This is a genomic window from Streptomyces sp. NBC_01384, from assembly GCF_045040035.1.
Taxonomy (GTDB): domain Bacteria; phylum Actinomycetota; class Actinomycetes; order Streptomycetales; family Streptomycetaceae; genus Streptomyces.
The window spans coordinates 876,097-889,364 of the sequence record NZ_CP109560.1; the positions used below are offsets into that span (position 1 = coordinate 876,097).

At 72.1% G+C, this 13,268-nt stretch carries 6 protein-coding genes; 2 read left to right on the forward strand and 4 right to left on the reverse strand.

The window, feature by feature from the left end:
* Nucleotides 1–6: 6 nt before the first annotated feature.
* Both OG747_RS51610 and OG747_RS51615 read right to left on the reverse strand, forming a co-directional pair.
* Nucleotides 7–3,855, reverse strand: coding sequence for an SDR family NAD(P)-dependent oxidoreductase (locus tag OG747_RS51610; RefSeq protein WP_331765213.1), 3,849 nt, complete (start codon nucleotides 3,853–3,855; stop codon nucleotides 7–9).
* A complete protein-coding gene (locus OG747_RS51615) occupies nucleotides 3,852–4,637 on the reverse strand; it encodes an alpha/beta fold hydrolase (protein ID WP_331743252.1) in 786 nt (261 codons plus the stop codon). The genes OG747_RS51610 and OG747_RS51615 overlap by 4 nt, the downstream gene beginning before the upstream one ends.
* A gap of 454 nt (nucleotides 4,638–5,091) precedes the next feature.
* Between OG747_RS51615 and OG747_RS51620 the strand changes: the two genes are divergently transcribed.
* Complete coding sequence (locus OG747_RS51620) at nucleotides 5,092–5,901, forward strand: AfsR/SARP family transcriptional regulator (protein WP_331743250.1); 810 nt, start codon at nucleotides 5,092–5,094, stop codon at nucleotides 5,899–5,901.
* Here the strand turns inward: OG747_RS51620 and OG747_RS51625 are convergent.
* On the reverse strand, nucleotides 5,882–7,402 hold the full coding sequence (locus OG747_RS51625) for an FAD-dependent oxidoreductase (RefSeq protein WP_331743247.1): 1,521 nt from the start codon (nucleotides 7,400–7,402) through the stop codon (nucleotides 5,882–5,884). The genes OG747_RS51620 and OG747_RS51625 overlap by 20 nt on opposite strands.
* Nucleotides 7,403–7,824: 422 nt before the next feature.
* On the opposite strand from OG747_RS51625, the gene OG747_RS51630 reads away from it, so the two are divergent.
* Entirely contained in the window at nucleotides 7,825–10,116 is a 2,292-nt protein-coding gene (locus OG747_RS51630) for a DPP IV N-terminal domain-containing protein (RefSeq protein ID WP_331743244.1), read from the forward strand.
* A 128-nt stretch (nucleotides 10,117–10,244) separates the two neighbouring features.
* Here the strand turns inward: OG747_RS51630 and OG747_RS51635 are convergent, their stop codons facing one another.
* The gene (locus OG747_RS51635) at nucleotides 10,245–13,202 is read right to left on the reverse strand and encodes a BTAD domain-containing putative transcriptional regulator (RefSeq protein WP_331765214.1); all 2,958 of its coding nucleotides are present in this window, start codon (nucleotides 13,200–13,202) and stop codon (nucleotides 10,245–10,247) included.
* Nucleotides 13,203–13,268: the final 66 nt, after the last annotated feature.

The following is a 13,268-nucleotide window of genomic DNA, read 5'->3' on the forward strand; positions in this document are numbered from 1 at the left end:
GGCCGGTCAGCCGGCCTGGTGCTGTTCGATCGTCGCGGCCATGCCCGCCACGGTCGGGTTCTCGTAGAGCTCCTGTGTCGTCCCCCGGACGCCGAGCTTCTGGGCTGTCAGCGCGAGCAGCCGCGCCGCCCTCAGCGAGTTGCCGCCGAGCTCGAAGAAGGAGTCGTCCCGGCCGACCCGGGGGCGGCCCAGAGCCTCGGACCACACATGGGCGAGCCGGCTCTCCAGCTCGGTCTCGGGCGGGCTGTAGCGGCGGCGGGGTTTGCCGGGCGCGGCACCGAGGAGCAGCTGGGCCGTGTCCACGGCGCCGTAGGCGTCCCGCGGGATGCGGGGCACTTCGGTGATGCGCACCGGTACCGGGCAGCCGGCCGCGCTCGCCGCGACGGCGGTGCGGACGGCGTCCTGCCGGCCGGCGCCGGCGGCGTCCGCGACGTAGGCGATGAGGACCTCGCTGACGCACAGCTGCTGCGCCGCAAGCTCCTCGACGATGGCCGGGTTGCTCAGGTCGAGGCCGACGACCAGGTACGGGTCGGGCAGGGCCACCGCGTCGAGGAACAGCCGCAGTCCGGCCTCGGGGGTGATCGCCCTGAAGCCGCGGTGCTCGGCCGCCGCGGACGACTGGCTCCGGTTCATGCCGACCCCGGTCCACATGGACCAGGCCAGGCAGTGCACCGGGCGCCGGCGCTCGTGGTGCCAGTGGTCGGCGAAGCCCGTCAGGAAGCTGTTGGCCGCGGAGTAGGCGCTGAACGAGTGGCCGCCGAACTCGCCGTTGACCGAGCCGAACAGAGTGAGCGACGCCTGCGGCCGGGTCTCCAGGACCCGGGCGACGGCCAGGGTTCCGGCGACCTTGGCGTGGTACTGCCGCGCGTAGGTCTCGGCACTCTCGTTCACGATCGTGTGCCGCTCCAGGTCGGCCCACTGCCCGGTCGGGTCGGCGGCCGCGAGGTGCAGCACACCGTCCAGCGGGCGGCCCCAGCGTTCTTCCGCCGCGCCGACGGCCCCCTCCAGCGCCTCCGCGTCGGCGACGTCGGCCTGTTCGTAGACGACACCGCCGGCCTGCCCGAGCGCGCGGAGTTCGGCCAGCCGGGCGGCCTTCTCGCCCTCGGCGGGCGAGCGGCCCACGAGCAGCAGGCGGACTGAGAACGCGGCGAGGAGGTAGGCGGCGATGTCGTGGGCGATGCCGCCCAGGCCGCCCGTGACCAGGTACAGCCCGCCCGCGGTCACCGGCGGGGAGGTACTCGCCCCGGCGTCCTCGCGGACGGGCACGAGCTTGGGCTGCCAGCGCCTGTCCCCGCGCGCCGCGACGATGCCCGTGCGGTCCCGGTCGGCGAGTTCGGCGCGCACGGCCCGGGCCCAGGCGCCGGTGTCGGCGGGCAGGTCGAGCTGCCGGACGGGCAGCGGCGCGGCCTCGCCGACGGCGGTGCGCACCAGGCCGGTCAGGGCGCAGGTGCCGAGGTCGACCCGGTCGCCCGGGTGTACGTGCAGCGCGCCCTGGGTGACCACGAGCAGCTGCGGGTGGCCGAACTCCCCGTCGGCGAGCGCCGCGATCAGCGCGGTCAGCTCCGCGGTCGCGGCCGTCAGGCGGTCGGCGGGCTCGCCGTCGAGGGACAGCGGCAGGGCGAACACGACGGAGGAGACACAGCCGTGGAGCGTGGTGGCGGCCGCGAGCAGGCGGCGCAGTTCCCCGCGGTCGGCCGTCGGGACGCGGAACCGGTACGGCGTCTGCTCGACGAACTCCTCGCCCCTGCGGACCGTGACGACGGTCCCGTCGAAGCCGAGGCGGCGGACGTCGTCGTCCTCGGCGAGGACCACGCACACCCCCGCGGCGTCGCCGCCGCCCGCGCTCCGGTCGAGTTCGGCCCACTGGCGGGCGAAGAGCCAGGTGTCGTCCCGCGGCTGTTCGCCTGCGGCGCCCGGCAGCCGGTCGTCGAAGGCTCCGGACTTGAACTCGGCGACCAGCGCGGCCCGCTGGATCTTTCCGTTCGCGGTCTTCGGGAACTCCGCCTCGGTGACCGGGACGAGCAGGTCCAGGGTGATCCCCGACTCGCGGACGAGGACGGCGCGGACCTGTTCGCCGGTGCGGGCCAGCGCGGCGGCGTCCCAGCTCTTCGGTACGTAGAAGACGACCAGCTGGTCGGTCGAGGCGCCGGGCTCGCGCACGCCCACCGCGGCCGAGAAGGTGACCCGTACCCCGTCGACGCGCTCGACGACGCTTTCCACCTCGTGCGCCAGGTAGTTGATGCCGCGGACGATGATCTGGTCCTTCTTGCGGCCGGCGATCACGGCCTCGCCGTCGTGGACGAACGCCAGGTCCCCGGTGCGGAACCAGCCCTGCTCGTCGTACCCCTCCTGATTGGCCGCCTCGTTGTGGAAGTACCCGGCCATGATGGTGGGTCCGGTGATGCGCAGCTCGCCCATCCGGCCTTCGGGCAGCACCTGTCCGAGTTCGTCGACGACGCGGATGCGCACCCCGGGGATCGGGCGGCCGACCCGGGTGAGCACGACGGCGTCCTGGTCGGCCGGGTCGAGGTGGCGGATGGTGCCGCCGAGCGAGGACGGGTCGATGGCGACGGTGCCCGCCGTGCGGTCCCCCAGGCTCTGGCGGGTGTAGGTGACGCCCGAGCACGTCTCGGACATGCCCCAGCACGGGACCATCGCGTCGGCGGGCAGCCCGTGCGGGGCGAGGAGTTCCAGGAACCGGTGGCTGGTCGCCGCGATCACCGGCTCACCGGCGTTGACGACGTCGCGCAGGTGCGACAGGTCCCAGGAGCGCTCGCGGATCTCCGCGGCCCGCTCGTTGACCAGTGCCATGGCGAAGTTGGGCGCCCAGGTGCTGGTCACGCGGTAGCGGTCGGCCCAGTCGAGCCACAGCAGCGGGTCGGACAGGAAGTGGTCGATCTTGGCGTTGACGTGCAGGCACTGCAGGAACACGTCGCGCACGTTGTAGTAGGCGACCGTGACGTGGTCGAACGGCATCCAGATGAGGCTGATGTCGTCGCGTGTCATCCCGCAGTGCTGGATGACCGCGAACGACCGGGACACCACGCTGGAATGGGTGTGCTGCACACACTTGGGCACCCCGGTGCTGCCCGAGGTGAGCAGGTTGAGCACCGGCGAGTCGGGCGTTGCCGCGAACCAGTCCGCGTCGCTCTCGTGCCGGGCGAGTTCCTCGACGGTCAGGATGCGTACGTCCGGCTCGTTCCACAGCTCGCGCACCCCGGCCAGCGCGGGCGCGGTGGCGGCGTCGGTGACCAGGACCGGGCGGCCGAGCAGGTGCCAGGCGCCGCGCAGCTTGCGGTTCGACTCGTTCTCGGCGGTGTACGTCATGGCGACGGCCACCGGTGTCGGCAGGAAGCCGCCGAGGACGCAGGCCCAGAACGCGGTGAGATAGCCGCGGTTGGAGTCGAAGACGAACAGCGCGGCGTCCCCCGGCAAAAGGCCCGCCGCGCGGAACCCGCCGAGGACGTGCTGGGCCTCGTCCAGCAGTTCGGCGTAGGTCTGCAGGACGTCGTCGTTGCCTTCGGTGATGTACACCGTGCCCTTGTCCGGGGCCTGTTCGGCCGCCCGGCGCAGGCCTTCCTGCAGCGTGGTGGGGGCACCGTCGGGCAGCCGCAGCTCACCGCCGTACAGGTCGGCCGCGGGGAGGTCCTCGGCCGCGGGGAGGTCCGCGTCACCGGCGCCGGGCTGCGCGGCGGCCGCCGGAGCCGGCTCCGGCGGCCGCACAGCCGCGGGCTGTCCGGCCGCCCGCACGCCCTTGCGGGCGACGGCGACCGCGTCGTGGACACCGGGTACGGCCCTGGCCGCGTCGGTGAGGGCCCGCAGCGCGTCCTGGCCGAGTGTGCCGGGGGCGCTCATGCGATCCTCCCGGCCGCCACGGGCGCCGGCAGCCCTCGGCCGATGGCCGAGACCACGTCGGCGGGATCGTCGAGGAAGTAGAAGTGGCCGCCGGGATAGAACTCGGCGCTGAACGCGCCGGTGGTGTGCTCGCGCCACCGCTCGACCTCCGCGAGCGGTGCCCGCGGGTCCGATTCACCGCAGAGCACGGTGATCGGGCAGTCCAGCGGCGCGCCCGGCTCCAGGCGGTGCCGCTCCCAGAGCGTGAAGTCCGCCCGCAGGGTGTAGAGCATGGACTCCATGACGTCCTCGTCCTCCAGGAGCTCCTCGTCGAGGCCGCCCAGCGAGACGATCTCCGCACAGAAGTCGTCGTCGGACAGCTGGTGCAGCTGGGGCACCCCGGACTCGCCCGGCGCGGGCTGCGCGGACAGGAACAGGTTCTCGGGCCCCCGGGCGCCTTTCTCGCGCAGCGCCCGGGCCAGCTCGAAGGCGAGCGTGGCGCCCGCGGAGTGCCCGAAGAACGCGAAGGGCAGGTCGAAGACGGGGCGCAGCGCGTGGGTGAGCACGTTGACCAGCGGGCCGACCTCGGTGAACGGGTCCTCGGCAATGCGGTTCTGACGCCCCGGCAGCTGCACCGCGACCAACTCGATCCCGGCCGGCAGCAGTGCGGCCCACTCGGCGTAGGCGGCCGCGCCGGCGCCCGCATGCGGGAAGCAGATCAGTCGGCGGGTGGCACCCGGCCGCTTGGCACGCCATATGTACGGGGTTTCGGGGGCCAGTTCCTGGATTTCCAACGGCATCATCTGCGGGCAACTCCTCGCTCGTTCTCGCGCAGCCCAGGACCACTCGCCCTGGCGAGTAGGTCCAGCGCGGCTCAGTACGGCGACGGTCTTATGGCGGCGGTAATTTCGGCAGCGGTCCTGAGTGGTCCTACAGGGAAAAGCGGCCGAAATGGCGATCCGCGGAAAGCACGCGGACCTTTCCATGGCAAAGATTCGGCAACGACACCATTACCATCAACGTATACGCTTCCCCCGTCGCGAAGTCGTCAGTGTCAGGGCGGAATTCCAGCCCGTATGACGTCCCTTACCTTCAGCCCTGTCCGACTCTGGAGTCAAGCGACTTCAAGCGCCCGACAAACCCCACGCCTCCCGGCCGTGGCGGGCTCCGTCCCGTCGACGGGACAACGGCCTGCGAGTCCGCGCGACGCCCGCGAGATCCTGCACATCTCGTCATGGACATCTGCGAGGTATTTCGATGGAGTACGGCATTTTGGGCCCCGTACAGGTACGTGACAACGGAGTGGAGATTCCCCTGGACGGGGCGAAACAGCGCACCGTGCTCGCGGCTCTGCTGATGGCCGAGGGCTCGTTCCTCGCCGACACCGAGCTGAGCTGGTTCCTGTGGGGGGATCACCCGCCCGCCACGCTCACCGCACAGCTGTACACCCATGTCTCGCGGCTGCGCCGCGTGCTCGGGCCCGGGGCGGCCATCACCCGCCGCGCGCAGGGCTACTCGCTGCGCACCGGCGCCGCCCGGATCGACCTCCTGGAGTTCCAGCAGGTGGCCGCGCGCGGCCAGTCGGCGCTCGCCGCCGGGAGGTACCGGGAAGCGGGAGCACTCCTGCGCGATGCCCTGGCGCTGTGGCGCGGGCCTGTGCTCGCAGACGTCTCGGAGCACCTGGCGAGCGCGGAGGGCCCCGCCCTGGAGGAGGCCAGGATCTCCGTCCTGGCCGGCCGCATGGAGGCGGATCTTGCCCTCGGCGGGCATCCGCGGCTGGTGCCGGCGCTGACCCGGCTCGTCGCCCGGCACCCTCTGCATGAACGTTTCCGCGCCCAGCTGATGACAGCGCTGTACCGATGCGACCGGCGGGCCGAGGCCCTAGCCGTCTACGACCGGGGCCGGCGGCTTCTCATCCGTGAACTCGGCATCGAACCGGGCGCGTTGCTGCGCGATGTGCACCGCGCCGTCCTCGCCTCGGACCCCTGCCTGCACCGCCCCCTCGACCAGTGGCGGAACGGGCCCGGCGACGCCCCAGGGCCCGGGGTCAGGCACGGAGACGGCTGAAGTAGTCGTACTGGGTGGGCAGCGCCTCGACCAGGCTCCGCGCCGTCTCCTTGACCGCCGCGAACTCCTGGCGCGCGGCGTGGTCGTCGACCAGGGCCAGGGCCGCCCGGGGGCGCAGCGCGATGGCGCCGGTGCCGAGCAGGATCGAGGTGTACGCGTGCGGCGGCAGCCCTTGCGGGTTCGGCGGCCGGTCCTGCGCATCCGGCGGCGGCACCCGCCAGCGCTCGATGCGTTCCACCAGCGCGCCCGGCAGTGGGCAGGTCTGGGCGTCCCGCCAGAACTGCGTGTCGTCGCGCGCCGCGCCCTGGTAGTGCAGGGTCAGAAACTCCCGTGCCGCGTCCAGCTCCTGGGCGACGGCGGCGTTGTAGTCCTCCCCCGGCCCGGGGTCCGAGACGGCGCCCCAGAAGCGCCGCACCAGCCGCACCAGCCGCTCCAGCGCGTGGTGCACGAAGGAGATCCCGGTCGCCTCGAGCGGCTCCACGCGGCCCGCGGCCGCCCCGACGGCGACGCAGTTGTGCTTCCACGCCCGAAGGCTGCGCCCGGACGACAGCCCGGTGTGCACGGCCTCGGCCCCGGCCGCCTCCGGACCGGCGAACTCGCGCAGCGCGCGCTCGGCCTCCTCGGGCGTGCAGTACTCCCGCCCGTACACATAGCCGGTGCCGATACGGCTGACCAGCGGGATGCTCCAGATCCACCCCGCCGCCCGCGCGGTGATGGCGGTGTAGGGCGGGATGCCGTGCGCCTTCATGTCGGCGGGGACCCGCAGCGTGACCACGCTGTCGCCCGGCAGGGTGTCCTGGTACGACACGAAGGGGACCTTGAGCGCGCGGCGCAGCAGCAGCCCCCGCGTGCCGGTGCAGTCGACGAACAGGTCGCCGTGGACGGCGCCGTGCTCCGCGGTGAGGACGTGGTCGATCCACCCGCGCGCGTCCAGCGCCACGTCCAGGACCTCGTCGCTCAGGTGGCGCACGCCCCGGTCCACCGCGTAGCCGGTGAGGAGACGGGTGAGCGCCTCGGCCTCGATGTGGTAGCCGTAGGACATCGCCGCCGCACCGTGCCCGGGCAGCAGGCCGTAGGAGTCGCGCGGGCTGCGCCCGGCGTCACACAGCCAGGCGGCGACGAAGCAGTCGCGGTCGAACCGCCCGCTGGGCCCGATGCGCAGCCACCACTCGGTCAGGGGGAAGCCGTCGGCCTCCCGCGTCTGCTCGAAGGGCAGGTAGAAGTGGTGTCGGGGACGGCTGAAGTCCTGGAAGCGGACGGCCAGTTTGTACGTGGCGTCGCAGGCGGGCATCCAGTCCTCTTCCGCCAGCCCCAGGACATCGAAGAACCGCCCCAGATCGCCCAGGCTCGCCTCGTCGTCCTGTGGAGCGGCCGTCTCGCCGGAGGCGACCAGGGTGACCGCGACGTCGTCGCCCAGCACGGCTTTCAGATACGAGGCGGTCATCCAGCCCGCGACGCCTCCGCCGACGATCACGACCCTTTCGGTTTTCTGCGCACTCACGCCAGCACCTCAGTTCCAGTGTTCACCTGTGAACCTGCCCGGTTTCTTTCAGGCTCGCCGGACCACAGTGGCACCCGGATGGCACCCGGATCTATACGGCACCTATATCCGGGTCCTCGCCCGCGTTTTCCTGACCAGGGCCGGTTTTCCGGACGCGTACGCGAGCGGGCGCCGTCCTGGCAACAGGACAGCGCCCGGACGGCTCATCCGCGGACTGGCCAAGGGAAGGGTGCGGTGGCGATGATGAGGCGGCGCATGCGCCTGCCGGTGAACGGCGAGAACTCCGCCGACGGAGAAGCGGGAAACCGGGAAACCGGGAAACCGGGAGATACAGAACCGGCGAATCCCACGATCCCCCGTTCCGTTTATCCCCCGATTCTTCTATGGCATCAGGACGATTACCCCGAAGGAAGGGCACACCGATGCACAGCACTCAACTTGATGTGCAGGCCTATCAGACGGCGGAGCGACTACTGCGCCACCACCGCAAGGAGCTCGTCCTCGGAGACAAGGTCACGCCGCGCTGGCTCGAGGCGAACGGCCGCTTCTGGTACACCGTCAACACGCCCGAGGGGAAGCGGTTCGTCCTCGTCGACCCCACGGCGGGCACCCGGCAGGACGCGTTCGACCACGAGCGTCTGGCGGCCGCGCTGGCCGAGGCGTCGGGGCAGCCGGCGGACGCGGCCGCGCTGCCGTTCCTGGCGATCCACCCGACCGACGATGCGGTCGAGTTCGACGCGTTCGGCGAGCACTGGCGGTGCCGCCTGAGCGACTACGTCTGCGAGAAGGCCGAGGGCGGCGCGCCCGGCAACCCGCTCGAGGTCCTCGCGCCGGACGGCAAGCACGCGGTGTACCTCGCCGGGCACGACCTGCGCGCCCGCACCCTGGACGGCGCCCGGGACTGGGCGTTGACCTCCGACGGCACCGAGGACCAGGACTACGCCGCGAACCCGGACTACCTCATGTACTCCACGCTCCTCGGCAAGATCGGGCTGCCGCATCTGCCGCCCGCCGTGGCGTGGTCGCCGGACGCGACCCGGATACTGACCCACCGGTCCGACCAGCGCGGCGTGCGGCGTACGCACCTGCTGCGGGCGGCGCCCGCGGACGGCGGCGAGCCCGCCCTGCTCTCCCCGCGCTTCCCCGTCGCGGGCGACGAGCACATACCGCTGGCCGAGTTCGTCGTGATCGACGTCGCGACCGGCTCGGTCACCCCCGCACAGGGCGAGCCGGTGGGCATGTCGACGATGTCCCCGATCTTTCAGAGGTGGGCCTGGTGGGCCGAGGACGGCTCGGCCGTCTACTACCTCAGCCGCACCCGGGACGCCCGCACGCTGAGCCTGCACCACCTCGATGCGGCCACCGGCGAGGTGCGCACCGTTCTGACCGAGCCCGGCCGCACCCGCGTGGAGCCCGCCCAGCAGCAGCTGCAGCAGCCCCTGGTCAAGGTGCTGTCCGGCGGCCAGGAGGTGCTGTGGTACTCCCAGCGCGACGGCTGGGGCCACCTCTACCTGCACGCGGCGTACTCCGGCGAGCTGATCATCCCGGTGACCTCCGGAACCTGGGGGGTTCAGGAGCTCCTGCACGTCGACGAGGAGGAGCGCGTCGTCTACTTCACCGCCTCCGGGCTCGTCAAGGAGGACCCGTACCGCCGCACGGTGTGCGCGGCGAACCTGGACGGCTCGGGATTCACCAGGCTCACCGACGACGACCTCGACCACGTCGTCACCCTCGCACCGGACGCCGCGTACTTCATCGACTCCGCCTCCACGACCGCCACCGCCCCGGTGATCACCGTGCGGGACTGGTCCGGGAAGGTCCTGGTGGAACTGGAGCGCGCCGACATCACGCGCCTGGAGGCCACCGGCTGGGGGGCGCCCGAGCGCTTCAAGACCCGCTCCGCCGACGGGACGACCGACGTCTACGGGCTGCTGTACCTGCCGCACGGCTTCGACCCCGAGAAGCGCTACCCGGTCATCGACACCCCCTACGGCCTGCCCGTGGCGAACCGGGTCAGCCCGTCCTTCGACCCGGGCGTCTACGGGTACGACGCCGAGGCCCTGGCAGCGCTCGGCTTCGTCGTGATCGCGGTGGACGGGCAGGGTTCCCCCGGCCGTAACAAGGCCTTCCACGACGCCTCCTACGGCAACCTGGGCGACGCCTGCGGCCTCGCCGACCACGTCGCGGCGCTGCGCGAACTGGCCGCCACCCGGCCGTGGATGGACCTGGACCGCGTGGGCGCGTGCGGCATGTCCGCGGGCGGATACGCCGCCGTACGCGCACTGCTGCGCCATCCGGACGTCTTCAAGGCCGGCGTCGCGGAGTCCGGGATGCACGACTTCCGCCTCCTTGAGCCCGGCCTGGGCGAGGCGTACCACGGCCCGTTCGACGCGGATCAGTACGCCGCGCTCTCCAACACCGAGCTCGCGGGCAGCCTCCAGGGCAAGCTGCTGCTGATCCACGGCGGCCTCGACGACCGGGTCCCGCCCCAGGTCACGCTGCGGCTCGCCGAGCGTCTGATCGCCCACGGCAAGGACTTCGACCTGGTCATCGTTCCCGACGCCGACCACATCTACTTCGGGTACGAGCACTACGTGGCCCAGCGCAGGTGGGACTTCCTGGTCCGCCACCTGCTGGACGCCGAGCCGCCGGCCGACTACCGGCTTCCGCCCGTCCCGATCGACATGGAGGCCCTCGCCGACCTCTTCGGCTGACCTTCCGGCCGCGTTCGACAAGGCGCCCGTGGCCTGGTGAACTCCAGGTCACGGGCGCCTTGTCGTGCCAGATCGTGTCGACTCGCGCCAGGTCGTGCCGGCTCGCACGAGAGCGACGTGCGGCGGCCTCAGCCCACCAGCGCGCCCAGCGCCTCCTCGGCCCGCCGCTCCCACACCGACGCCCCCGCGGCGGCGAACCGCTGCTGCGCGGTGCGCAGGAAGGCGCGGGCCGCCTCGGTCTTGCCAAGACCCCGGCTCACCTCGCCGAGGACCAGGCCGATCCGCCCCGCCACCAGCGGGCTGCGGCACTCCTCCGCGACCTCCAGCGCATCGGTCAGCGTGGTCTCGGCCAGCTTCGTGTCCCCCCTGCTGAGCCGGGTCTCGCCGAGGCCGAGCAGGGTGTGCGCGAGTCCGACCATGTCGGTCTTCTCCTTGACGATCCGCACCGCGCGCAAGAACGCCTCCTCGGCGGCCGCCAGCTCGTCCAGGGCGAGGTGGACCCGGCCGAGGCGGTACAGCGCCTGCGCCAGGTTTCGGGTGTCGGGCGCCCTGTTCTCCTCCAGACGCACGGCCTCCCGGGCGCACTGCATCGCCGCGTCGAGGTGCCCCCGGTCGAGTTCGGCCTCCGCCATGTTGTGCAGGGTGTGCACCTCGCCGAAGAGGTCGCCGGCCTCGCGGAAGAGAACCAGTGCCTCCGCGAAGCGCGGCATGGCGGTGTCCGGATCGCCCCGCATGCGGTCGCTCTGGCCGAGAGAGCGCAGGGCCATCGCCCGCCCGTGGTCCTCGCCCGCCTCCGTGTAGAAGTAGAGCGCCTTGTCGAGGTACGAAGTGGCGTTCTCCAGCCTGCTGTGGCTGAGCTCCAGGGTGCCCAGGCCGAAGTACATCGCCCCCTGACCGCACAGATCGCCGACGGCGTGTGCCGCCTCCGCGGCCGACTGACAGCAGGTACGCCAGTCATCGGTGTAGCTGCGGGTCCCGAAGAACACCAGGGCGCTGACGGTGAGGTCCCAGGCGAGTTCCGCCTCGCCCGTCCGGGCCGCCTGCTGGACCGAGGCCACCAGGGCGAGCCGCTCGGCCTCGAACCACTCCAGCGGTACGGCGAGCAGCTCGTCCAGGAGGACGGAGTCGATCCGGCGCCGCTGGACGCCGCTGTGCACCCAGGTGTCCTTGCCCGCGCCCTCGCGCAGGTCGGCCTCCTCCGCGATGGTCAGCAAGGTGCGCAGGAACCGGCTGGTGGCGGCGAGCCGGTCCGGCTCCGACTCCTCCTGCCGGGCGCGCTCCCCCGCGTACAGCCGCACCAGGGTGTGGAAGCGGTAGCGCAGCTGGCCGGTGGCGTCGACGTTGACGACCTCGAGGAACTGGGCGTCGACGAGGTCTTCGATGAGCCGCTCCGCGTCCAGGACTTCCTTGTTGAGCACCGCGGCGCCGGCCCAGGCGGTGAAGTCCGGTACGTCGAGCAGCCCGAGCCTGCGCAGCAGCCGGGCCGCCTCGCCGGGCAGATACCGGTAGCTGAGGGCAAGGCTGGCGCGGACCTGCGACTCGCCCTGGCTGAGCTCGTCCAGCCTGCGGCGCTCGTCGCTGAGCCGGTTGACCAGGTAGCGCACCGTCCAGTGCGGCTTGGAGGCGAGCCGGGCGGCGGCGATCCGCAGCGCCAGCGGCAACCGGTCGCACAGCTCGACCAGGCGGGCGGCGTCCGCGCGGGCGGGCGCGATCCTGCGCTCGCCGACGATCGCGGTGAGCAGACCGACGGCTTCCTCCTCGGACAGCGGGCCCAGGTGCACCCGGGCCCGTGAGGGCCAGGTGACGAGGTCTTCCATCTGGTCCCGGCTGGTCGCCACGACGCAGCACCGTCCGCCGCCGGGCAGCAGCGGGCGGATCTGCGCGTAGGTGCGCGCGTTGTCGAGGACGATGAGGACACGGCGGTCGGCGAGCAGGCTGCGGTACAGGGCGACGCGCTCCTCCAGCTCGTCGGGGATCTGCTCGCCGGGCACGCCCAGCGAGCGCAGGAAACGGCTGAGGATCTCGTGGGCCGGGACGGGTTCACGGTGTTCGTCGTAGCCGCACAGGTCGGCGAAGAGCTGGCCGTCGGGAAAGTGCTCGGCGGCCCTGATGGCCCAGCGCATGGCCAGGCCGCTCTTGCCGATGCCGGCGGCGCCGGTGATCAGGCCGATGCCGAAGGAGCCTTCCGGTGTATCGGTCAGCAGGCTTTCCAGGGCGGCGAGTTCCTCGCTGCGGCCGGTGAACGCCGGTACATCGGGCGGTAGTTCGGAGGGAACGGCGGGCGTCACGTGCGCCGGCCGGCGTTCCGCGGAAGGTATCGCGGGCGCCAGGGAGGGGTCGTCGCGCAGGATCGCGTCGTGCAGTTCGTTCAGGTCGGGTCCCGGTTCGATGCCGAGTTCCTCGATGAACTGAGTGCGCGCGTCCCGATAGGTCTCCATCGCGTCGGCGCGGCGGCCCGAGCGGTACTGCGCGAGCATCAGATGGTGCCGGGTGCGTTCGCGCAGCGGGTGCTCGCGCACCATGGCCGCCAGTTCCGGGATGAGCTCCTGGTGCTGGCCGAGTTCCAGGTCGACCAGGGTGGAGTCGTCGTAGGCGTTGAGCCGGTGCTCCTCCAGGCGGGCCGCCTCGTCCTCGATCAGCTGCCCGCTCACCCCGGCGAACGCGGGCCCGCGCCAGAGCCTCAGTGCCCCCGCGTAGCACCGTGCGGCCTCCGGCAGCTCGCCTTCCCTGGCGGCTTGCTCGGCCTGCTGGACGAAGTCCGCGAAGTCCACCGCGTCGAACCGGTGGCCCTCGGTGTTGAGTACGTATCCCGGATGCGCGGTGACGATGACGTCCTCGGTGACGCCCGCGCTCTTGAAGAGTTTGCGCAGGGCCGCGACGCAGATCGCCACCTGGGTGCGGGCGGTGGGCGGCGGGTTGCTGTTCCAGACCGCGTCCACCATCGTGTCCACCGGGACGACACGACCGGGGGTGAGCGACAGCAGGGCGAGGATGGTCCGTTGGCGGCCACCGCCGAGCGGGACGCTTTTCTCCCCCGCGGTCACCGCGAGGGGCCCCAAGACCTTGAAGCTGAGTTGTTCGCCCACTCCGGCTCCCCCTTGTTGAAGTCCTGTTTTCCGGACGACAACCAATGTAGGTCACCAAGCGACATG